The organism is Streptomyces goshikiensis, from assembly GCF_014650555.1.
In the GTDB taxonomy this organism is placed as follows: Bacteria; Actinomycetota; Actinomycetes; order Streptomycetales; family Streptomycetaceae; genus Streptomyces; species Streptomyces goshikiensis.
Genome location: NZ_BMVE01000027.1, coordinates 1 through 22,557 on the forward strand (window position 1 = coordinate 1; position 22,557 = coordinate 22,557).

General features: G+C 69.4%; 15 protein-coding genes, 2 pseudogenes and 1 CRISPR repeat array. Of the genes and pseudogenes, 9 read left to right on the forward strand and 8 right to left on the reverse strand.

The genetic code is table 11. The annotated features are described in order from the left end of the window. The first annotated feature begins 27 nt into the window (after positions 1–27). Positions 28–971: a CRISPR direct-repeat array (repeat unit 29 nt; unit sequence CCGCTGATTCCCGCGCCTGCGGGTGGGAC). Positions 972–1,011: 40 nt separating this feature from the next. From IE248_RS38070 to casB, 5 genes and pseudogenes are all read right to left on the reverse strand, one after another. Then, a complete protein-coding gene (locus IE248_RS38070) occupies positions 1,012–1,812 on the reverse strand; it encodes a 3'-5' exonuclease (RefSeq protein ID WP_229895803.1) in 801 nt (266 codons plus the stop codon). A 77-nt stretch (positions 1,813–1,889) separates the two neighbouring features. Next, a pseudogene (locus tag IE248_RS38075) lies at positions 1,890–2,570 on the reverse strand (type I-E CRISPR-associated protein Cas6/Cse3/CasE); the annotation flags it as partial. Then, positions 2,567–3,430, reverse strand: coding sequence for a type I-E CRISPR-associated protein Cas5/CasD (gene cas5e / locus IE248_RS36655; RefSeq protein ID WP_190033099.1), 864 nt, complete (start codon positions 3,428–3,430; stop codon positions 2,567–2,569). The gene cas5e and the pseudogene IE248_RS38075, both read right to left, overlap by 4 nt. Continuing rightward, positions 3,427–4,851, reverse strand: coding sequence for a type I-E CRISPR-associated protein Cas7/Cse4/CasC (locus IE248_RS36660; protein WP_190033100.1), 1,425 nt, complete (start codon positions 4,849–4,851; stop codon positions 3,427–3,429). The genes cas5e and IE248_RS36660 overlap by 4 nt, the downstream gene beginning before the upstream one ends. Positions 4,852–5,177: 326 nt before the next feature. Continuing rightward, a complete protein-coding gene (casB, locus tag IE248_RS36665) occupies positions 5,178–7,496 on the reverse strand; it encodes a type I-E CRISPR-associated protein Cse2/CasB (RefSeq protein WP_190033101.1) in 2,319 nt (772 codons plus the stop codon). Between the two features lie 13 nt (positions 7,497–7,509). On the opposite strand from casB, the gene cas3 reads away from it, so the two are divergent. Then, the gene (gene cas3, locus IE248_RS36670; protein ID WP_190033102.1) at positions 7,510–10,494 is read left to right on the forward strand and encodes a CRISPR-associated helicase Cas3'; all 2,985 of its coding nucleotides are present in this window, start codon (positions 7,510–7,512) and stop codon (positions 10,492–10,494) included. 1,400 nt (positions 10,495–11,894) lie between these two features. Here the strand turns inward: cas3 and IE248_RS36675 are convergent. From IE248_RS36675 to IE248_RS36685, 3 genes and pseudogenes are all read right to left on the reverse strand, one after another. After that, positions 11,895–13,130 carry an NsdA family TPR-like regulatory protein gene (locus IE248_RS36675; RefSeq protein ID WP_491591067.1) on the reverse strand — a complete coding sequence of 412 codons (1,236 nt, stop codon included), beginning with the start codon at positions 13,128–13,130 and terminating at the stop codon, positions 11,895–11,897. Between the two features lie 314 nt (positions 13,131–13,444). Then, positions 13,445–14,569 carry an NAD(P)/FAD-dependent oxidoreductase gene (locus tag IE248_RS36680; protein WP_229895804.1) on the reverse strand — a complete coding sequence of 375 codons (1,125 nt, stop codon included), beginning with the start codon at positions 14,567–14,569 and terminating at the stop codon, positions 13,445–13,447. Positions 14,570–14,799: 230 nt separating this feature from the next. Beyond that, positions 14,800–15,628: pseudogene (locus tag IE248_RS36685) on the reverse strand (IS5 family transposase). A 271-nt stretch (positions 15,629–15,899) separates the two neighbouring features. Here IE248_RS36685 and IE248_RS36690 point away from each other — a divergent pair. The 8 genes from IE248_RS36690 (at position 15,900) to IE248_RS36725 (ending at position 22,164) form a co-directional block, all read left to right on the forward strand. After that, positions 15,900–16,133 carry a hypothetical protein gene (locus tag IE248_RS36690; protein WP_047960358.1) on the forward strand — a complete coding sequence of 78 codons (234 nt, stop codon included), beginning with the start codon at positions 15,900–15,902 and terminating at the stop codon, positions 16,131–16,133. A gap of 776 nt (positions 16,134–16,909) precedes the next feature. Then, entirely contained in the window at positions 16,910–17,605 is a 696-nt protein-coding gene (locus IE248_RS36695) for a hypothetical protein (RefSeq protein ID WP_190033104.1), read from the forward strand. 670 nt (positions 17,606–18,275) lie between these two features. Continuing rightward, positions 18,276–18,665, forward strand: a complete 390-nt coding sequence (locus IE248_RS36700) for a DUF3846 domain-containing protein (RefSeq protein WP_190033105.1) — start codon at positions 18,276–18,278, stop codon at positions 18,663–18,665. A gap of 114 nt (positions 18,666–18,779) precedes the next feature. After that, complete coding sequence (locus IE248_RS36705; RefSeq protein ID WP_124289535.1) at positions 18,780–19,238, forward strand: DUF6573 family protein; 459 nt, start codon at positions 18,780–18,782, stop codon at positions 19,236–19,238. Positions 19,239–19,386: 148 nt separating this feature from the next. Continuing rightward, positions 19,387–19,755: a hypothetical protein gene (locus IE248_RS36710; RefSeq protein ID WP_190033106.1), complete on the forward strand. Its 369-nt coding sequence runs from the start codon at positions 19,387–19,389 to the stop codon at positions 19,753–19,755. 128 nt (positions 19,756–19,883) lie between these two features. Then, entirely contained in the window at positions 19,884–20,297 is a 414-nt protein-coding gene (locus tag IE248_RS36715) for a hypothetical protein (RefSeq protein WP_053065706.1), read from the forward strand. An 86-nt stretch (positions 20,298–20,383) separates the two neighbouring features. Further along, on the forward strand, positions 20,384–21,004 hold the full coding sequence (locus IE248_RS36720) for a hypothetical protein (protein ID WP_190033107.1): 621 nt from the start codon (positions 20,384–20,386) through the stop codon (positions 21,002–21,004). Between the two features lie 239 nt (positions 21,005–21,243). Further along, positions 21,244–22,164, forward strand: coding sequence for a hypothetical protein (locus IE248_RS36725; protein ID WP_047960353.1), 921 nt, complete (start codon positions 21,244–21,246; stop codon positions 22,162–22,164). The last annotated feature ends 393 nt before the right edge of the window (positions 22,165–22,557 follow it).

The window sequence follows — 22,557 nt, forward strand, 5'->3', positions numbered from 1 at the left end:
TCGCGCGGTACTGGTCGACCGGACCAACCGCTGATTCCCGCGCCTGCGGGTGGGACTCCATCGCGACCGGAATGAGCACGGCGATCTTCCGCTGATTCCCGCGCCTGCGGGTGGGACGGCGATCGCGCGGTACTGGTCGACCGGACCAACCGCTGATTCCCGCGCCTGCGGGTGGGACACCGACGGGGCCATGAGCGAAAGGGTGAACACCCGCTGATTCCCGCGCCTGCGGGTGGGACCCTGTCGCCTTGTGCCTCAACAACATGCTGTGCCGCTGATTCCCGCGCCTGCGGGTGGGACCGCTTCGCGACCAGCTGACGGTGCCCGAGGTGCCGCTGATTCCCGCGCCTGCGGGTGGGACCTGACGCACTCAGAGGCCGGCGTCCTCCAGGGCCGCTGATTCCCGCGCCTGCGGGTGGGACCAGCTCCTCGGCCTGCGCGACTCGTTCAAGGCCCGCTGATTCCCGCGCCTGCGGGTGGGACCCGTCCCCGCGTTCATCGGTATCGCTGGTGCGCCGCCGATTCCCGCGCCTGCGGGTGGGATAGGCAACCCCGGGGGTGCGTCTTGCAGGTCACCCGCTGATTCCCGCGCCTGCGGGTGGGACCCCGGCTCGTGGCGCTCCAGGTACCGGACGACCCGCTGATTCCCGCGCCTGCGGGTGGGACTGGGTGACGTCGAGCATTGGCTCCTGATGTTCCCGCTGATTCCCGCGCCTGCGGGTGGGACTCGGCCCACGTCTCGCGCTGCCGTGCCAGCCACCGCTGATTCCCGCGCCTGCGGGTGGGACAAGAAGTCCGGCGGACCGACCGGCGACCGCGGCCGCTGATTCCCGCGCCTGCGGGTGGGACCCGACGGTGCCGCCGGCCTTGGTGATTGCGGCCCGCTGATTCCCGCGCCTGCGGGTGGGACGTGGGTGGACGGCTGCTGGTGGTCGATTTCGACCGCTGATTCCCGCGCCTGCGGGTGGGACCCTCTTTGGTTTGGGGTTTCTGGTGGGCCTTGCTCGTTCTTTAGTTGTGGGCGAGGTCTGTCAGGTGGCGGAGGACTGCCTGGCATTTGGCTGTGGCTTCGTGGGTGCCGGGGAGGCGTGGCCAGCGGTAGTTGTGGTGTTGCACGGACCAGAGGCCGGTCCATTGGGCGATAGGGATCATGGCGTCCTCCCAGCTTGCGGAGGCTGGGAGCGGGGCGTGGGGGTTGGCGGATCCGTGGTGGCGTGCAATTTCTGAGCGGAGGACCTGTTGGACGAAGGGCAGGTTGTACGCGATGCAGTGACGGCCGTGCAGGGCGTTGGTGAGTTGGGGGAGGACGTCGCTGAAGCTGGGTGCGTCGCGCGTGGTGTGCTGGGTGTGCTGGTGAAGGCGAGTGGCGGCGGGGTCGACTGGGTGGTCGGGGTTGATCAGTTCGTTGAAGAGGATGCCGGTGCGGTCAGCCACGGCGATCTGGAGGGCTCGGGGATCGTGTAGGCCGGTGGTCTGGATGTTGATGATGCGCAGATCCGCGTTGCCCAGCGTTTGGCGTGCCCAGTGCACGGCCTGGGCGCGGTCGCGGGGCCAGCTCGGTGGGCGGCGAAGTGCGCGGACGGCGTTGGCGAAGTCGGTGTGGAGCTCGCGGGTGCGCTGGATGTACCAGCATGTGCCGGCGCGGGCATGGACGGTTCCGAGGTAGCGGGTGTGCTGGTAGACGGCCCAGGTGGGGTGGCTGGTGTCTGCTGGGCGGACGCAGTGGACGGGGACGGTGTCGATGTCCTGGGTGAACAGGTTGGGGAGTTCGAAGGGGCGGGCGGGGTCGGGCTGTCCTCGGTGCTGTTCCAACGGGAGGGCACTCCGTCAGCGGTGGGCTCGGGCTGGGTATGCGGATCCTCACGGTGGGGCTTGGTGGGTTCGACGAGGAGGAGGCCGCATCCGTAGGCGCGGAATCGGCCGAGGCCCTGGGTGAGGGTTTCGGCGAAGGCCTCGGGGTCGGTCACGGTGAGCTGGCCTGCGACTTCGCCTCGGCTGATGACCATCTGGGATGGGGAGCGCTCGACGGTGAGGGTGGGCAGGGTGCGGGCGGTGAGGTGGTCTGGGTGGGCGTCGGCGCCGATGAGGGGACTGCGGTTCCAGGCGGGGGTTCCCTCGGGTTGCAGCCGGTGGGTGAACCAGGTGAGGGTGCCTCGCGGGGAGGAGTCTGCGGGGCCGTCGCGGGTGTAGCGGCCGTTGCGGAATTGGTAGCGGGACGGGTTGACGACGACCCGGAAGCGGTAGGTCTGGCCGGCTCTGATGGTCAGGTCCACGGCGCGGGTCTGGGGCGGTGCGGCGAGGATGCCGCGTGGCCATGCGCCGAAGTCCGCGGGGACGCGGGACTGGATGATCAGGGTGAGGGTGCGCTGGGCGAGGTCTGCGGCGGTGGTGAAGAGGATGCCCATCTGCGCGCGGGGGTGCGGTTCGCCGTTGGGGACCCAGTGGTGGAAGAGCCGCATGACCATGCGGTGCATGTGCTGCTGGTCCAGGAGGGCGTTGGCGGTGTCGGGGTGGTCGAGGTCGAGCGTGGCGGCGGTGTGGTGGAGGACGACGCGTGCGGTGTCGGTCACGGTTGCTCCGTGGGCGGGTGGAGGCTGACGCGTTCTTCCCAGCGGGGTGCGCGGAGGCGCCTGTGGGAGGCGTAGCTGACGGGCTGGTCGTGTACGTCGTGGGCTCTGGCTGTGGGGCGGGGGACTTCGATCCAGGCTGGGGTGGGGGCGGGGCGGGAGCGGGGCAGCAGCGGGGTGCTGGAGAGGACTTGTTCGAGGGGGCCGGGGCGGATGCCGTGGTAGAGGGGCTGGGTGGGTGCGCAGGCCTTCTGGCCGAGCCACAGCAGGCGGCGGGGTTCTTGCAGGCGGTGGGCGAGGTGGCGCAGGAGGGTGCGGTCGGGGCTTTCGAACGCGGCGAGGAAGGCGGCGTCCGCGAGGTACCAGCGTTCGGAGAGTTGGGGGTAGCGGCTGGTGTTGCCGGCGAGGAGGTGGCCGGTGGCGGGGTCGGGGGCGATGTTCTTGGGGGCGCAGTACCAGTCGTTCAGGTGGGGGCTGTCGATGCGGCCGAAGGCGCGGTTGCCGGTGGCGGCTTCGACTTCGGGGGCGGCGTGATTTGCGCGGGCGGGGTCGGTGATGAGGTCGCGGGGGCGCAGTGGGTAGCGTCCGCCGCCGGTGGTCTGGAAGTCGTTGAAGAGGGTGCCGGGACGGTCGGCGCGGACGCCGAAGCGCAGGGTGGCGTAGGTGCTGAGCGGGAGGTAGTCGTCGCCTTCCTCACGCTGTTCGTCGCGGTCGTGGCCGTCGGCGGCGGCGAGGATCCCGACGACGCCGCTCTTGGTGGGGCGGGGGAGGCTGTCTCGGTTGTTGAAGGCGGAGAGGGTTCCCCAGGACTGGGTTACGGCTTCGAGCCGGACAAGGAGGGTGTGGGGGGTGGGGGTGCTCATGCGGGCTGCATGGCGGTGAAGGGGGCGGCGAGTTCTTCGGGGCTGTGGACCTCGATGGGTCCGAGCTCTCCGGTCAGGCGCAGGTCGTCGATGTATTCGCTGATGGCGAGGTCGTAGGTGAGGACGGCGCCGGGGCTGATGCCCTCCTTCCGGGTGATCATCGCGTGGTGCCGCAGGAGCCGCTTGGCGCCCTGGATGCTGGGGGCGCCGGCGGCGGGTTGGACGGCCTCCTCGAAGCACGCGGCGTAGTTGTAGGCGCGCTTGCCTTCGTGGACCAGGACGAGCTTGGGCAGGGTGCCGGGGGCGGCGCTGGTGTTCTTCTTCGCGCTGGGGACGGCGTAGACGAAGGCGTCGAGGAAGGCTTGCTCCGCCGCGCGTGCGGCGGGCTCGATCTCTGCTTCGGGTGTGCCGGAGTTGCGCAGGTTGCGGCGCAGCAGGTTGCGGTCCAGGACACTGTGGGCGTAGAACGTCGCGCTGACGAAGGGCTGGTAGCCGGTCATTCCGGCGCCGCGGTTGTCGCCCAGCGGAAGGTCGTCCTCGGCGTCGGACGAGAGGGTGGGGTCGACCGCGTTGAGGAGGGCGAGGGCGCTGGTGAAGTCGGTTCCCTGACGTTGGCGTGCGATCTTTCTGTCGTCTGCCGCGCTGAAGTAGTCCTCGGTGATGTTGATCGGTTCGATCCCGATGGCGGTGATGGTCTGGATGGCGCCGTCGACGTTGCCGCCGGTGGCGATCTCGGTGAGGAAGCGGCCGTACAGCGCGATGTCGATGGCGTCGGCGGGGGCGAGAGCGGCGATCAGCTTCTTCTTGATCTTCGAGGGCATGGGGGGCACGTCCGCCTTGGCCTTGGCCTCGGCCGCAGGGGCTTCCTCGTCGTCGCCCGGGTCGGCTTCGGTCTTCCCCTTGAGCTTCTTCTTCGCCTTCACCTTGACGGCGTCGGCCGCGGCCTTCGCCGTGTCCGCTGCGGCGATCCAGGTGTCGAGTTCCTCCTGGTGGTCGTTGATGATCTTCGCGAGAGCCTGTCCGGCGTTCTCGGGGGCGAACACCATCACCTTGGTGAGGTAGGCGGTGTTGGCCGTGGTTCCGAAGTTGAGGCCGAGTCCGTTGAGGGCGGCCCGCGCGGTGTCCAGGGCGCGCTGGTGATTCCAGTCGTGGGCGCTGTTGAGGCTCTCGGCGGTGCTCAGGGCCCACTCTCGGGTGCGCAGGCCCCACGCGTGGGAGGCCAGCGGACCGATGCCGAGGTTGGCCTGGTCGCGCATGTGCGTGCGGTCGGCTCGGCGCTGGGTCTGAGGGCTGAGGGTGGCGCGGATGGCATCGCCGTAAGGGCACTGCTTGGGTCGGCCCAGAGCGTCACGGACGAGGAGGACATTGGCGTGGGTGCTCAGGCTGTGGCAGCTGAGGAAGGCGTACTCAACGCGGTTCACGGGCTTCTCCTTGACGGTTGCGATCGGGGAACGGGGTGGAGGATCCGGGGCGAAGCAGGTGTCGGTGTTCGGGCCGTGACCGCTGTACGCACCGGCGGGGTGCTCCGGAAACTGGCGTCGTCTCCGGTGCCGCTGGGTGCGGGGCTGCGGCCGGCTTCCGCCCGGGTGTGCATGAGCGGTGGGCACGGCGTCGGGACTGGGCGCTCAGGGTGAGGAGCCCGCAATCTCCGTAGCGCGTGGCGCGAGGCTGGTATCGAGGGCAACGAGGCGGAGAACGGCGTCGACACAAGCCCGCAGGCGAGCGGGAGGGGCGCCCCCGGGGGCGTTCACCACGACGTCTTGGCGGTGGTGGACGGAGATCGCCGCTGCTGAGCCGGCGGCTCCGCCTTGGGGTTCTGGCGGGCGCGGCTGGCGGGGGTGTAGAAGCTGCGAGCCCACTCCTTGCGGACGCTTTCCTGCCGCCGGGGCCAACCGGCCAGGTCTTCGACCAGCGATGCCCAGTGAGGCGGGACACTCCCGCCGGCCCGCAGCCGGTCAACTGCCTCGGAGAGGACCATGGCCGGCACCGAGCGGTCCCCGGTTAGCCTCCGGAACAAGGCCAGACTTCCGGGATCGGCTGGGCCCCGGGCGAAGCCGAGCCCGATCCTCCTGCAAGCCGCCCCCATGTCCCCGGACCCGTACAGACGGGCCCGGTCCAGGGTGGGCATGGCCGCGTGGTAGCGGGCGAAGAGGTGCGCGGTGAGTTCGTAGGCGGAACGCTGCCCCTCGCGCGGAGCGAAGTCGGCAGCGAGGGACAGGGCCTCCAGGGCCTCACCGCGCAGGGCCGCCGATGGCAGCGACTCCTTGAGGGGCTTGAGGAAGCCGTGGTTGCGGGTCTCCACGAGGGAGACGAGCCAGTGCGCGAACGCCCCGCTCGGCGCGGCCTTCGTCTTGGCCGTCGACTCCGTCTCCGTGCCTGCTGCCCGTAGGGGAGAGTCCGAGGAGGGGGCGGGCCCGGCGCTGGGCGGGGTGTCGACGTCGGGGGTTGGCGGCATGGTGGCCTCCAGGAACTCGGCGGGGAAAGCTCGGGGATTGCTCAGCGCCTTCGTGAGGCGGGCTTCCGCCTTCACCAGGGCCTCCAATGCGAGGCCGGACGCGGGCAGGGAACGAAGGCCCGCCTCCAAGGCGGCCTGGCTGACGGCGACGACCGAACGGGCGAAGTCGGCCCGCGCCTGCGCATGGACCAGCGGCTGCTGCTCGGCGGCGTGCTCATCGGATGCGGCGATGGCGTCAAGGAGCTCGTGAAAGACCCCCTCGAATCGGGCCCACAGCACCGGCCCGGGGTGGAGCCGCTCCAGGATCACCTTGCGCTCTTCGGGACGGGCATTGGGGAAGGCGATGTCACGGGCGGCGGCAGCCCCCGACCAGACCGCCTTCTCCGCTGCCGCACACCAGGCCGCGCCGTCGACGGCCGCCAGATGCAGCGGGCGCACCTGCGTACCGACGAAGGGATAGGTGTCGCTTACCCACGACACCAGGGTGCGCTGGGAGGTGATCAGCCCAACCGACCAGATGTCCACCTTCCTCTTCAGCTTCGTCAGGCGGGCGAAGAGATCTTCGTCCTTAGCGTTGCCGGGGTCCTGGCTGCCGGCCCCGGCGTACAGGGCAGACGCGCTGCGCCACAGAGCGGTCTCAGCCCGGGCCTGCTGGGGGCGGCCGCCGACAAGGACGGCGTCCTGCAGAAGGGCGTGAGGCAGTTCCTCCATGAGGTCGCCGGCGCCCACGAGGACCCGGTCGACCACGACGGTGCCGTCTGGGAGAGCGGCCGGTTGGAGCAGAATCGACCGGCCCAGCCAGCTGTGGAGATCGGCGGGCCCGTCGGGCCGGCGGGGCAGATTCGCTCCATCGCCGGTGAAGGTGCGCCGGTCCGGGCAGCCCTCGGTCCACGTGAAGTTGAACGTGCCCGCCCGCTTGGCGGGGGCGAGATTCAGGCGCAGGGTGTCGGCCAGGCTGTCACCCATGGCCAGGTTCAGCACCCGTGTGGCGCCCTGGCCCAGGGCGCCGTACGTGAAGGACCGGCCGAGCCAGCTGTTCTGGGCCATCATCCGGCCGCCCGGGTCGTACAGGTGCTTGGTCAGCATCGCCGCCAGCGCCTCGGCTGGCGTGGGGCGCCAGGGGTGGTGCAGGTGGACGTGGTCCTCCAACTGGGCACCGTTCCCGGCCCGCTCGATGTCGAGCTGAGCCGGCCCGTAGCCGTGGTCGGCCATGAACGGGGCGAGCAGGATGTTCTGCCCGAAGGGGCGCACCGGGTGAAACAGGTCGAGCTTGTCCTTGAACTTGGAGCGCAGCACATCCGCGGCCTCGGACAGCGGGTGCCGTTGCAGTACCCACTGCCGGGCTTCCCGTTCGGTCCGGGGATAGACGCCGGTGATGTACAGCAGGCCCAGCAGCAGCCGGTACAGGGCCATGCGTACGCCCGGTGAGATGTGAGCCAGCCCGAGGATGTCCTCCGCTTGCTCGTAGACCTCGGGGATTGTCAGCTCTGCAAGCTGTTTTGCCTGGTCAGGGCCGATTGTCAGTGCCGTGATGCAAGATTCACGGCACAAGTCATAGCTAATGCGGTCAACAGACTCTGAAGTGGAGCAGATAGTGACCAAAGTGGGCACTCTTCCTTGTGGGGTGGGCAGTGCACAGCCTCCGACCCAGCGCGCCTGCAGCCCCGGACACGACACGCGGCGTTCACTCGCTTGGCTGTGGATCTGGGCGAAGACCGACCGGTTCGGCCTGAGCCGCAAGCGCGGCAACAGCCCCTGGAACACCCTGCTGGCCCACTGCCTGGACACCGCCGCCGTCTGCGGCGCACTCTTCGACCACTACCTGGCCGCCCCCGTCCGAGCCCGCCTCGCCGACGCGTTCGGCGCCGGTGACGTAGCCAAGGCCCGCTCGATCTTGATGTTCCTGGCCGCCACGCACGACATGCCGGGCAAAGCCATCCCCGGCTTCCAACTCGGCTTCCTCCAAAGCCGCGACCCCGAACTCCTCGCGCACGCCCGCCACTGGCTCGCCCAGGCCCAAAGCCACGGCCTGCCGCTCGACAGCACCCATCGCACGGCCCGGCAGCACGCCCACGTCACCGCCCGCTACCTGCCGGGCCTCCTCGGCTGCACCTGCTGCACCGACGACGAAGACGAGACCGGCCCCGAGCACCATGGCCTGCACGCCATCGCCGCACTCCTCGGAGGCCACCACGGCCACGTCCCCAACTCCAGCTGCATCGGCGCCGCCGAATGCGACCTCACCCCTGCCTGGAAGAGCCTGCAACGAGAGCTCCTGAACGAGCTCGCCCGCCTCCTGGACATCGACCTCACCGAACTGCCGGCCCTGGTACGCCCCGAGCGGCCCTGCGTCCTGCCGCTCTTCGCCGGCCTCGTCGTCCACAGCGACTGGATCGCCTCCGACGAGTCCCGGTTCACCTACCGCACCCCCGAAACCGCCGGCACCAATACCGACCTCTGGTGGCGCAGCAGCCGCGAGGAAGCCGCCGCCGCCATCCGTGATCTGCGCCTACACCGCTGGCAGCCCACCGAGATGACCTGGGCCGAGCAGATGCCCGACACCCCTCAGCCCCGCCCCGCCCAGAAAGCCGTGATCGACGCCCGCATCACCGGCCAGAGCCTGGTCATCATCGAAGACACCACCGGCGGCGGGAAAACCGAGATCGCCCAGTACCTCACCCACCGCCTCGCCCTCACCTGCGGCTACCACGGCGCCTACATCGCACTACCCCTTCGCGCCGCCAGCGACCAGATCGCCCGCCGCTACCGCGACTACCTCACCGCGATCCTCGGCAGCCGCGAAGCCGCCAACCTCGCCGTCGTCCACGGCAGCGCCCACATCAGCGAAATCAACCGCGAACTCAAGGAAGCGTCCTCCGCCAACCTCGACCCCAGCCTCATCAACATCACCAGCTGCGACGACCCCGACACCCACCAGCCGGCCTCAGTCGTCCTCCACACCTGGTACGAGGAACGCAGCCGCGGCCTCCTCAGCTGCTTCGGCGTCGGCACCATCGACCAACTGGTCCTCGCCCCCCAAAAATCCCGCCACTGGTTCCTACGCCTGTACGGCCTGGTCAACAAAACGGTCGTCATCGACGAAGCCCACGCCTACGAGCTCTACCAGCAACAACTCCTCGGCGCCGCCATCGCCTGGCTCGCCGACGCCGGCTCCAGCGTCGTCATCCTCTCCGCCACCCTGCCCAAACACCAACGGCACGCCCTCCTCGCCGCCTGGTGCTCCGGCCTGCAAACCCAGCCCTCCACCCCAAACCCGACCGGCCCCATCACCATCGTGGACAGCCAAGGCCGCTGCCGAACCCTGACCAGCGCCCGCAGCAAAACCAGCCGAAAGCATCGCACCCGAATCCGCCTCATGGCCGACCCAGGACCCGAAGCCCTCGCCCACCACCTCCTCACCCAGCACACCACCGGCATCACCACCGTCATCCGCAACACCTTCATCCGCGCCGAAGCACTCCACGACGCCCTCCTGGACCAGGCGGAGAAACAAGGCTGGAAGCCCGAGGAAATCCTCCTGCTCCACGGCCGCTTCTTCGAAAGAGACCGAGCCCACCACCAAGCCACCCTCGAAGCCAAACTCGGCCCCCACCCCGACCCCGCCGCGCGGGCCACCACCGCCAACCCCGACCGCCCCGAACGCCTCCTCCTCATCGGCACCCAGGTCCTGGAAGCAAGCCTCGACTACTGCACCGACCACCTCTACACCGACCTCTGCCCCTTCGACCTCCTCCTCCAGCGACGCGGCCGCCAATGGCGCCACACCCTCAACCGCCCCCGCCACAAACACCTCGCGCCGCTCACCCACGTCCTGTGGACCCCGAACGAAGACGGCCTGCCCTGCCTGCCCCGCCCCGGCACCCCCGGCGTCTACGACCCCTACATCCTCGCCGCGACCTGGCACGCCCTCCACCAGCACATGCCAGCTCACGCTCCCCTCACCCTCACCAGCCCCACCGACACCCAGCCCATCCTCAACACCCTCTACGGCGCCCCGCCCCCAGACGGCCAAACCCCCATTCACCACCTGCTCCGCACCCTCTACCCACACTGGCAAAGGCGCCTCCGAGACGAACGCAAGGCCGCCGAAGGACGCGAACTGTGGCCCTACGACCAAAACGGCAACCCCACCACCTACGAGGAACTGGCCTCAGGCCCCAGCCACGGCGCAGGCGATGACCCCGACCACCCCGCACACCTCGCCGCCCGCTCCCGCCTCGGAACCCCCTCCATCGACGTCATCGGCCTCTACCAGCACCCAGACCGCATCACCTGGGACCCAGCCGGTCATGAGCCGGCGGACCTCCGGCGCTACCACCCCTACGCGGATCAGGACCAGGAAGCCCACCGCCTCCAACGGCGCCACTTCCTCCTCAACACCGTCCACGTCCCCCACTACTGGATCGGCGACCTCCCCAACCCCACCACGTGGACCAAACCCGAACCCGCACCCGCGCTCACCGACCGGCCCACGCTTCTACTCACCCCCGACGGCTCCCCCCTAGACGGACGCCTCGCGCACCTGACCTACACCCCACAGACGGGCCTGTCCCGCCGCAGACGCCCACAACCACCAGTAACTTCGTGACATCCCGCACCCGCGGGAATCAACGGGAAGACTGCCCGCTTTGCAGCTCCCACCTCCCTCACGGCAGGGAACCCGGCAGGGGCGGGGCCCGAAGCCACGGCCCCCGCCCCAGCCACCACCCTCTGGCAGACGGCGCGGCACGTAGTCCGGCACCGGCTGCAGGGCTACGCTGGCGCACCACCACGACGGACTCTAAGTAGGGGTATCCCACGCCCTCAGGCCACCGCGCGCTTGCTGTTCACAATTCAAGAGCGAGCAAAGCGGCTTCCATACCCGCAGGCCGCGAAGTGTTCGCCCCGCACGTGCGGGAATCAGCGGCAGCGCCGGTACGCCGCGGCCGCCCTCAGCACGTTCGGCCCGCACGTGCGGGAATCAGCGGATCTGGCGCACCGGCGGCCGGAACCCCCGGCCGTTCGGCCCGCACGTGCGGGAATCGACGGACGAACGGCTACCTGGCGGACCTGTTCTTGGAGTCCCGCCCGCCTGCGCGGGAATCGATGGCAATTCAGCCAGGGCGAGATCACGCAGGCCATGTCCGGCACGCACGCGCCGGAATCGGCGAATCAGATCTCCCGGCTTGGGATGGTCCAGGTAGTCAGGCCCGCACGCGCGGGAATCAGCGGATGATCGTCAATACGAGACCGGTTCCGGAGTGATGTGACCTGTTTGCTCAGGAATCGACGGACGGTGCCCGTGAAGGGGCTGCCCGTGTGGAGTCCATCCTGGATCCCCGGGAATCAGCGGATGGGCACCGGTACGAACATTCAGGACCGGGTCTCCCATGCGGGCGTCGTCGTCAGCTGAAGCGTAGGACCACGGCGATCACGGCGCCGATCACGGCGGTCAGGATCAGGCAGACGCTGATGAAGGTCAGTTCGGAATCCATGGGGCTCCCAGCTGGATACGGCCATGGGCAGACCAGCTGTAGGGCCAGGCCCCAAGCGTGCTGCCGATCTGGTGGTCTTGTCGTCAGTTCACTGTGACACAGCCCTCCGACAACGCGTTGATGCTGCTGTACGCACTGACCCCCGCACCCGGGGGCGCTCCCCGGTCCGCGCCTGGTGAGGCGCGGCTTGGCCGCGCGGTGCCTGACCTGCCATGACTCAATGAATCGGGGGCACCCGGAGGCTCGGACGCCGGCGGCCCGCCTCCCGAGAGGGAAGACGGGCCGTCGAAAGAACGGGTGGCCGGAACGGCCGCCGCCGACGGACTAAGGGAGATCCTTCGATGGCGTCCGGAATCGGACCTGATTGCTGCGGCTGACGCGCCACCGCAGGTCGTTGTCGCTGCTTTGCGGACCTGCAGAGCGTTGAGGGAGTGTAGAAGAAGTGACTACTGACCTGACCTGACCTGACCTGACCTGACCTGACCTGGGCAGGCCGGACCGGGCTGCCTGTCCGTCATGCGAGTACGGCCGTGGCGCGTTGGGCGAAGGTGGTGGTCGCGATGCTGGGGTGTTCGCGGGTCAGGGTGGCTGCGATTCCGGTGAGGCGGCGGTGGAGGCGGGGGGAGGAGACTCTTTTGGCGTTGGCGAGTACGGCTTCGCCTGTGGTCAGGGCGCGTGTGATGTCGCCTTCGAGCCGTTGGATGTCGATGAGGTCGATTCCTGCGAGCAGCTGGTCGCGGGGGTAGTCGTCGTCGCGGGTATCCAGGCGGGGGGCGAGGTGTTCGCGGGCGTTGCGGAGATTTTCCAGGGCGAGCCAGGCGCGGCCGGTGGCGGCGTCGATGGCGGCGGGTGAGAGCCATTGGCTCCACCAGGGGTCGTCGGTGGTGCGCCGCGCGAGTGCCTCGTAGGCGGCCTCGCGGGCGCTGCGGAGGCCGTCGGGGTCGTGGCTGCGGCCGGCGATGACGATGCGCCGCTCGGCGAGGATGGCGGCGACTGCGGGGCTGGTGTCGTGGCGGGCGGCGACCGACGCCAGTGTGCGGGCCTCGTGGTGCTGGCCAAGGTGGGAGCACTGGTAGGCCATGGATGCCAGGAGGTTGGCGGTCGCGTCGGCGGTGCCCGGGCCGTGTTCGGCCTCGCGGGCGAGCGAGAGACCGGTCTGGAAGACGCGCTGGGCGGTTTCGTGTCGGTCGGAATCGAAGAGCATCCAGCCGTACTGCTCGCTGAGGGAGATGAACGCGGTGTACAGGCGGGCGCGCAGCGATCCGGGTCCTGTGGTGCTGGTGATCATCTCGGCGGTGCTGCGCCACATGCCGTCGGTCCAGGTCAGTGCGTGTTCACTGCCCTGGGTGTCGTCGAGGGTGCGGATGTCGCGGAGGGATTCCTCGATCTGGCGGAGGACGCCTTCGGTGAGGGTGCCGCCAGATCGGGGTCCCGCGTAGGCGGGGGAGCTGTCGAGGAGGAGTTCGAGTGCGGGTGCCGTGACGGCTGCGCCGCCCAGGAGAAGAAAGATTCGGCGGTGCATCGGCGCTCCCTGTGCGGCGTGGAGGAGATCCGCGGCGCGCCGGCAGTCGTAGGGGCTGTCCAGCGGTCCGGCGGTGTGCTGACTGCGAGAGTCAGGGTCCCAGCCCAGGTCTGCCGGTGACAAGGGGCGGCCCAGCCGTGCGCTGAGGGTGGCCAGGGCGTCGGCCAGCCCGGACACCGGAATCTGACCCCTAAGCCACTTAGAACTCCTAACGAAATGATCTTCGATGCGGTCGGATCGCTCCGCGACCGAGGATCTGGGCGTAGCGACGCGGAATCGTCCCCATCACCCACTCGGAAGTGGTGTCCCGAAGACGGCCGACTCGTCCGTCACCCTGAGGCCCGGCGGCAGCGAAGGCTCCGCCCGACACATGCGCTGCCGAGCGGCAACAAGCCGCTGGATCCTGCCTGGCATCCCATCGCCCCTAAGCACGACGGATTCGAAGCGCGTGGCGTCGCAACGACACCGTGGCCGGATGATCGGACATTCTCGTGATCAGCGGTTTGCAAGGCAGTGGGCCGGCCCAGCGTTGGCCCGGGCCGTCACGGGAAGAACCGCTCCGGGCGGAAGTCCGCAAGCATCTCATCTCTCTTCCCGCTCAGGATCTCCGCGGCGAGCAGCCCGCCGATGACGGGCCCGAGCGTGATCCCGCTGTGGGTAACGGCCTCGTAGTAGCCCGGCACAGACGGTACGGCTCCCACCGAGGGGAATCCGTCGGCTGGGATAGGCCGGTTGGATACCCGTGTCTGGGTGATGCGGGAGTTGCCGAGCTCGGGAATGACGCGTCGCGCCGATTCGTGGAGTAGCCGTGCGAGTTCCGCTGGATCTTCGCCGGTGTCGATGAGTGCGTCGATCTCGCGGCTGTGGAGAGCCATCGAAGCATCTCCGTCAGGACGGATCTCAATGTGAGGCGCGTGCATGGGGCGGTGAACCGGGACCTGAGGACACTCGATCCGCGTGACAGCCCCTGGTTCCCAGCGCATCGGCAGATGCCGTCCGACGAGCCCGGCGACGTGGGAGGCGCTGGGGCCCGCTGCGTTCACGACGACGTCGACGTCCAGCCGGCTCCCGTCGGACAGAATGACTGTCCGAATGGCTCCGTCGGCACGGGTGCCGATCTCACGGACCGCAGTGCCGAATCGGTGCTCGGCGCCGGCTGCGACGGCCAGGCCGACCAGGCGGCCGACGAGATGTCGTCCGTGCACCCAGGCTTCGTCGGGATAGAACACGACCGGAACATCGTCGGGCACGGTGAGAGCAGGTTCGAGGCGGCGGCGTACCTCGGTCCCCGTGTGCACCTCGACCCGGTAGTCCCAGCTGGTCAGCAGCTCGGCTGTTTCCAGGAGCTTCGCCTCCGCTGCGGGATCGTCTGCCCAGCGCAGGTGGCCGCGGGGATACCACCACGAGTCCGGCCCGATGGTTCTGGCGAGCTCTTGGTACGCCGCCATGCTCGCGACGTTCAGGTCGAAGTAGGACTTGCGCACAGTCTTGTTGCTGGCGTTGACCCACGAGAAAGACCAGTTGGTGACGCCTTCGCCCGGCTGACCCGCGTCGATGAAGACCACCTCGACGCCGTGCCGAGTCAGGTTCCAGCCCACACTGGATCCGAGGATGCCCACTCCGATGACAGCAACACGTTCAGGCCGCTTCATGGATCCGATCTGCACGAACGACCCCTCCCCAGATCACGGGTAATGCAAACTCCCACCGCCAGCACGCGGCGCCCAACGGAACCCACTACGTGAGGCTGACCCTGTGGAACATCCTGTCTTACCCCCGGATCCCCGCGTGCTGAGCCTGCTGGACGTGCTTCCCGACGGCTTCATCCCACTGCCGAGGGTGACCTCACGCGAAGATAGGGATGCAAGCCAGCCAGCTCCTTGACCGTGCTCCTCGGTCAGGTAACGGCTACCAGGGCCAGTTGTGACAGGCGTCGCCAGCAGATGAGTGCGCATCCCAGCGTGAGGAAGGCTTCGTGGATGTCGTCGCGGATCTCCCAGCGGATCCGCAACCGGCGGAACCAGTGCAGGTGGGCGAAGCGCGCTCGACAACCCAGCGTTGAGTGCCGAGACCTGAGCCATGTTCGGTGCCGCGTCGCGCAATCAGTGGCTTCACGCCGAGCGGGCGGACGAGGCGGCGGTACTTGTCGTGGTCGTAGCCGCGGTCCCCGAGCACGACGTCGGGGCGCTGTCGGGGCCGGCCGCGCTTGCCCCGCACGGGCGGCACTGCCTGGAGCAGTGGGATGAGCTTGGTGACGTCGTTGCGGTTGCCGCCGGTCAGGGTGACGGCGAGCGGGATGCCGGTGGCGTCGGTGATCAGGTTGTGCTTGCTGCCCGTCCTGCCCCGGTCGACAGGGCTTCGTCCCGTCTTGGTGCCCCCTTTAACGCTCTGATGTGGGAGCCGTCGACCGCCGCCAGGGAGAAGTCCAGGGCGTCCGTGCTGCGGAGCTTGGCCAGTAGCTCTTCGTGGAACCGGGGCCACACGCCCGCCTCGGTCCACTCGGCCAGGCGCCGCCAGCACGTCATGTCCGAGCCGAAGCCGAGCTCCTGCGGCAGGTGTTCCCAGGCCATCCCGGTATGCAAAACGAACAAGATGCCCTGGAACACCAGCCGGTCCGGATGTCGCTTCCGTCCCGGATGCCGGGCCCGACGCTCAACCTTGGGCAGCAGCGGCTCGACCACCGCCCACAACTCGTCATCGACTTCCCACGGCTTCGGCCGAGCCACCCCGCACCCCGATCAACGCTCCCGAAGTGATCCAACCACGTCGAAGATCATTTCGTTAGGAGTTCTTATAGGCCGGCCCCGATCTCATCCCGCATGACCTCATCGGCAGATCCGCGGATCCGGCAGTGGACCACGCGCCCAGTGCAGGGCCGCTAGCCGGCTTCGTAGCGCCGAAAGGTTGACGCGCTCGCGACGGCGCCGATCGGCGTCGAGTGGACCCTGAGCGGAGCGCCCGGATGCCGCATGCCCGGTCCCGTCGCACGCTGGAGGTATGGAGCATGCGCCGATCCTGGTGCACCGGATCTCCCCGACCGGCGGCCGGCGGGTCGTGATCCGGATCCGCGGTGTCGACACCGTCCTCGGCGTGGCCTTCTCCGATGCGGATCTGATCGAGTTCCTGCGGCGCATCGAGATCCCCGAACCGGACGAGCTCGTCCTCGGCGACTCCGAAGTCATTGCATGGCAGGGTGGGCGGCCGCACCAGTACGAGGAGGACGACGAGTAGGCGCGCGGGACCTGGGCCCGGCCCTCACGTCGGCGCGGGCTCCCAGCGGTCGCGGTGGACGAATGCCGCGTGCTCGAAGAGGTACCTCGTGCGCCGGAAATGTTCCTGGGCCGCCCGCGCGATCCGGGAGGTACAGCGCGATGTCGCTGGGCTTGGCGGGCGTGTACCACGGGGGTGAAAGAAGGGGTGAAAGAAGGGGGGAGAGATGGGGGGTGAGATCGGGGGAGAGATGGGGGGAGGCGCTAATCGCGTCCCAACCATATCGTGCCTGGTCAGGCCCCGAATTGCAGCCGGTGACTAGCCGGACTTATAGGTAGGAGGGGGTAGGGGTGAGAAGAACGGGTGTGGGAGCAGAGCGCTTGAAAGGGGGAGATGAGAGCTGAGGGAGATGGGCGGATGGAGGGGGGAGGAGAGAGCGGGGAAGGAACGGCGGAGGAGGAGAGGCGGGAGGGACAGGCAGAGGGAAAGGCAGAGGGACAGGAGTGGGAGGTGGAGGGGACGGGGTAGCCACGGGGAAGGCGAGCGTGCCAGTGGGGAAATGAATGTGGCCGACGCCCACTTCCGCTGAGAGCGGGTGGCAAGGGCGCCGGCCGACCGAAGAACACACCACGAGAGAACCCGTGAGCGTCATCGTGGCGATTGTAGCGGCCGGGCCCGGGCAGGTGCAGGAACACGCTGTGCCGCTCCTATAGTGCGGTACATTTTTCTTGCATGCGGGATGAATCCGCACGTCCTGGCGCGCGCCAGTGCGCCTTACTTGTCGGGAGGTCGGCATCGTGATCCGCGCTGGACGAACCGCGGTGGGCCGGCAAGAACTTGCCGACGCCCTGGGCATGAAGTGGGCTGCCTTCCGCAGAGCCAAGCCCTATACCGCGGAGGGGTTTCCCGCGCCCGTCAGCTCGGCTGAGGGCAAGGTGCTGCTGTGGGACCTGGAGCAGGTCGCCGCCTACCGCGACGGCGGGCCGCAGCCGGCCCTGCCGGAGGGGGAGGATGACGGGGACCTGCTCGACCGCCGCGAGGCGGCCGCCCTGCTCGACGTGCAGCCGCGCAGCTTCGACACGTACAAGACTGATCCGCGCCTGGCCGGCCACGTCGTGGTGGTGTGCGGGGCGGAGCACTGGCCCCGCGCTGCGGTGCGTGCCTATGACGCTGCCCGCGGCAGCGTGGCCGGCCCGCAGGGCCGGCCGAGGGGATCCGGTGACATGGTTCCCAGGGATCTGCTTCCCGGCCGCATCGCCGAGCTCCTTGACGCAGATCCTGCGGTGACCGCCGCCCAGGTGGTTGATCTCCTCGGCGTCTCCACCTCGGCCGCGCAGAAGCATCTGCAGCAGGAGCGGGCGGCGCGTATCGCCGCGCGGATGCGCGCGGAACCCAGCCTCGACGCGGAACAGGCCGCGGACCGCCTCGGCTACCCGCCCGCGGTCCGCCGCACCGCCTTGAGGGCCGCGCAAGAGCTCTACGAAACCCCCTGACGCCAACTCGTCCTTGAGGGGCCACAGCCGTCCGGCTGTGGCCCCTCAAGGCATTTCGGCCCGGTGGGGGGCGGGCGTTGCGGGTCCGGTGCCGGCGGGGTGGGCGGCTCCGCTGCGCTGCGCCGCCCACCCCGCCCGTGGTTGTGGCGGGGACCTCGGGCGGAAGGCGTGCCGGACTCCGCTGCGCTGCGTCCGGACCGAGCGCTCCGCGCTCTCACGCTTCTCGCCCGTGGTCCCCGCCACAACCACGGGGCCGCGGGCCGCACTCCGCTGCGCTCCGTCACTCCGCTTCGCTGCGTAGAGCGCCCACCCGGCTCCGCTTCGCTGCGCCGGCCGTGCACTCTTCGGCGGTCCGCGCTGCGGGGTGGGGAGGCGGGCTGGAAAGCCAGAGGTGCGCGCTGCGCGCGCAGAATACCTCTGCTTTCCAGCCCGCCACCCCACCCCTTGCCCTCCGCGCTCCGCGCTCTGGGGCCAGCCGGCACCGGACCCCCAATGCCCGCCCCCCACCGGGCCGAAAACCCCTGTGACCTGCGAATACATCACTCTTTTGAGTCGGCCGGGCAGCCCGTTTTTCCCGCCATTGCGCTCGAAATGCAGTAGAGTTGTCTTGTCGGTGAGGGGAAGCGACAAGACCCGGCCGATGAACCCCATCCCATTCCAAGGGAGAACCATGACTTCCACGCAGGCAGCCGCGCCGTACGCGCTGATGATCCAGACCGACGGCTGGTTCGAACTCACCGACTGGACCCCCACCTGGACGGCGGCAGCCGACTCCCTGAGCTGTCAGGCCGTCTGCCCGGTCGCTCTGACCGGTCGGCTGACCATGTGGGTTGACGAGGACGCCGTTCCGCGCGGCCTCCCGTTCAACCGCCCGGCCGCCAAGGTCCTGCGTGTCTTCCGAGCCGAGGCACTCCCGTGCTTCGGCCCGGTCCTGTTCACCGGCCGCATCGACACCGCCGCTGACCGAAGCGCCCACGGACTGACGGAAGACCAGGCGCTGGAACTGATCGAGCAGTACCTCACCCGCGCCGCGAAGATCCCCCAGCAGCGCACTCGCTGAGACCCACGAAACGGCCGGCCGGGCCCCACCCGGCCGCCCCCCCCCGCGCGGGGTCGGGAGTGGCACCCGGCCCCACACGCCGACCGGACGACACCCAGAGAAAGGCCCCACCCCATGAGCGGCAATCCGACTCCCGCTGACGGCCCCCAGGACACCGGGCAGACGCTCGCCGACGTGTTCGGGATGAACGTCATCACGGGCGCCACCCGCGCCCAGCTCCTCGCCGACGGCTTCCTGATCGCCGTCCCGGAGCAACTCCTCGCCGACGCCGGGATCCTCCTGCCGACCGCCCTCACAGCGGCCGCGTGGGCGGACTGCGTCGAATGGAGCGACGCCGACAGCGACGCGCAGACCCCGCAGGACGAGACCGGCCGACTCTTCGACGTCCTGATCACGACGGCGTACGCGGCCCGTACCTCCAAGTTCCCCACGAGGCAGGTGACCGTGGAGCTGTATCGCATCCCGCGTGACGGCATCTCCAACATCCCCCGCCCGGCCCGTCTGACGGCCGTGTGCGGGCCCGGGGACAACGCCGAGCCCGTACTCACCATCATGCGCCCCGACGAGGACTGACACCCGCCTGTGGGGCCGGGAGTGGCACCCGGCCCCACAAGCCCGACCGGACAGCACTCAGAGAAAGGCCCCACCCATGAGCTGTATCCCGACCTCCGACAGCAGCGCCTTCGACCCGGCCAGCCTGGCCCGTCGCTCAGTGGGCTTGGTGAGGTCCATTGCCCGCGCCGCCGGTGAAGGCGCCCACCACCTGACCGTGGTCCTGGTCTCCTCTGATGGCGCCGACCAGGCCGAGTGCACCTTCACGGGCCCCGTGCTGGACGAGAGCACCCCGGACGAAGCGCTGGTGCAGACCGCGTTCTTGCTCGCCGGGACCGCCATGGACGGCATGGCGATGACGGTCCTGCGCACGGTCGGCCCGGACGGCACGGTCACCCTCATGTCCTGGGCGGTCAGGGACCTGATCGCGCGCCCCGCCACGGCCGAGCAGAGCCGCATTGCGTACCGCATCAGCGAGGGCGACTTCACGGGCCCGTCCCCCGAAGTGACGTTCCTGGACGCGCCCGCACTTGTCTGACCCGGCCTCTGGTGGCCGCTCAGGTAGCGGCCACAACGGTGCCCCGCAGCACTGATCACCAGCCCACCAGCGGCGGGGGAGTGGCACCCCCGCCGCCACCGGAGAAACACCCCACGAAAGGCAAACCCATGAAAGCCCCGACCCTCCCCACCCAGCGCGCCGAGAACCTCCTGTACGCCCTGTTCGACGCGGCCGGAGACGGGTGTCACGTCATGACCGCCAGCGCAGGCGTCTCCACGGCCGTTGTGCCGTTCCACAACACGGGAGACAGGACCTACCTCGGCCAGGGCATCGAACTGGCCGACGTCGTCGAGGCCACGTCGCTCACGCTGGTGGGCGGCCCCTGCGGCATCGTCCTGCGCACCAACGAGGAGGAGGGCACCAGCCGGGTATGGGGCTGGCGCCTCGACGGCGACGCCGCCACCCCCCTCACCGCCGGTGAGCTCTGCCGCGTCTACTCGACCGATTGGCTGACCGGCGCTCCCCTCCCGCAGGAACCGGGCCTGTACTACGACGACGCCCCCCACCTGCCCCTGATCTAGCGACCAGCCCCCCCGGCGGGCACGCACGGCGCGCCAGCAGCCGCGCCCCCTGCGTGCCCGCCCCTCCACCCCATCAAGGAGCAGCAATGCGGCAGATCGAAGTCAGGCACCTCTATGAAGGCGCCGTCATCCTCGATGGCTTCCGCCCCGCGACCGTGACGGCCCTGGAGAACCGCAGCCCGTACACCGTGGCCGTACGCCTGCACAGCACCGGAGACAACTGGACCGCCCTCTACAGCCCTGCTGCCGTGGTGCTGCTGTGCGTCGTCCCGGCCGTCGCATGGCGCGTTCACCACCAGCAGCGAGACCGGACCACCGGCGAGGGCAAAGGCGCGACCCACAGCAGTTCCCGCCTCTCGCCCGTCCACGCGGTCCGGCGGTACTGGGCGTACGGAGTCGACCACCAGACCGTCGTCAGGCTGGAAGAAGAACACACCGTGGTCACCTCCACCCCCATCACCCTCGACCAGCTACCCGGGAACGGCCAGCCCACCCCCCAGCCGACAGAATGCGGCGACCGCCGTTTCTACCAGCTCCACCGGCGCGGCCCCCTCGTACTACGCACCGGCGACGACGTCCGCCAGCAGCTCACGAACATCGCTGAACTCCACGACCGGGAGCACGGCAAACGGGACGAGCGCGGCAACCGGCTCGCCCCCCCTCCACTCCGCCCAGCGCTGCTCCCGCTGCGTTGTCGGACCCCATGACCTGGAACCGGTCGAAGTCGTCATCACGCGCCGATACCACGACATCGACCTGTCAGAACTTCCCCAGGAATGGGACTACGAACTCAGCCCCGCGCAGGCACACGCGCGCATCACTGCCGCCTCGCTGTAACGCCCGGAAACCCCCTGGCCGGGGCGCAGCACAAGCGCTGCGCCCCGGCCAGCGGCGGGGGAGTGGCACCCCTGCCGCGCCGTGTGAACACCTGGAGAGAGGGAATCGCATGACCTACGTGGACGAGACGGAAAGTCGAACCGTAAGCACCTTGACGATGTCGGCCCGTATCTCGGAGTCGGGCCGCATCACGCCGCTGCCGGAGACCGTCCGCCCCGTGCGTTGGACGGAACTGTGGGCCCGCTCGGGGAAGTCCCTGGACCGGATCGTGCAGCTGCGCGTGAAGGCATGGGTGGAACCGTTGCTAAAGGCGATCGAGACCAAGGCCATGCCGGCCGATTCGGCGCACCTGTGGAAGTCGCAAGAGCAGTGGCGGGCCGCGACGATCCGGGAGACCCGCCGAAAGGCGACGGACCAGGCACACGCGCGGGTGACCAGCGAGCTGCGCCGCGAAGCGCTCGCGGAGATCGAGGCCGAGGGATCCGGCTTCTGGCCCGTCCGCTGGGAGGAGTCCACGAAAGTGTTCCTCGTACAGGGGGAATGGACCGTCACCGTATCGGTCAGCGGAACCGACCACACGGCCGTCAGGTCGGCTTTCGCATCCGACCTGCCCCCACTGATCGCCGACATCGTCGCAGACGCTCAGAACCGCATCCCGCGCCCCAAGAAGACCGTCCCCATCTCCGCCTCTACCGACACCCCGGCCAAGGTCCGCAAAGCCTGGAAGCGAGACCGCGCGAAGGGGACGGCACCCAAAGCCGCTAATGGCGCTTACACCCCCGGCAGTTGGGTCATCTGGCAAGACCCGGAATCGGGCCGCACCATCAATGGCATCGTCACACAGTGGACACCGGGATGGACCCACGACAGCAGCAAGCGGGGTGTCATCCCGTCAGACGGAAGCGACCCGGTCGTGATGCAACTGGATTCCGGAGCACATCGCTCAAAAGGCCCATGGAGGGTGTCCTACGGGGACGGAGTCACCTCCCGCGTAGAACCGGGCGCGGTCCAACTGGAACTGACGCTCTGAAACCCGACGCCCCGATATCCGGAACCTCCTCCCGAGCGGTGGACAGTGAGGATTCCCATCCCTAGCTGTACACTCATTTTGAGGCAGGCGCCGACCCGGCCAGAAGCCCACCGAACACCTCTGGCCCGGTCGGACCCTGGGTCCAGGTCCGACTCACCCCCCGCCCCTTGCTGCCAGCCGCCCGCGCAGCGGGCCTTGGGCCGGGGAGCGCAGCGACCGGGCCCTGACGGCCGCGCAGCGGCCGCCCCAGGGCGAGCAAAGCGAGACCCGCCCGTGGTGGGAAGCGCAGCGGACCACCACAAGACCGGGGAGCGCAGCGACCCGGTCGGTCCCGCGAAGCGGGACCACCTCGCCGGAGCGAAGCGCAGGCCCACGGGCCCGAAGGGCCCGCCG

Coding starts and splice junctions, on each gene's coding strand:
- cas5e (WP_190033099.1), bottom strand. CDS start 3,430: ATGAGCACCCCCACCCCCCACACCCTCCTTGTCCGGCTCGAAGCCGTA.
- IE248_RS36690 (WP_047960358.1), top strand. CDS start 15,900: ATGGAGCATGCGCCGATCCTGGTGCACCGGATCTCCCCGACCGGCGGC.
- IE248_RS36720 (WP_190033107.1), top strand. CDS start 20,384: ATGCGGCAGATCGAAGTCAGGCACCTCTATGAAGGCGCCGTCATCCTC.
- IE248_RS36705 (WP_124289535.1), top strand. CDS start 18,780: ATGAGCGGCAATCCGACTCCCGCTGACGGCCCCCAGGACACCGGGCAG.
- IE248_RS36700 (WP_190033105.1), top strand. CDS start 18,276: ATGACTTCCACGCAGGCAGCCGCGCCGTACGCGCTGATGATCCAGACC.
- IE248_RS36715 (WP_053065706.1), top strand. CDS start 19,884: ATGAAAGCCCCGACCCTCCCCACCCAGCGCGCCGAGAACCTCCTGTAC.
- IE248_RS36725 (WP_047960353.1), top strand. CDS start 21,244: ATGACCTACGTGGACGAGACGGAAAGTCGAACCGTAAGCACCTTGACG.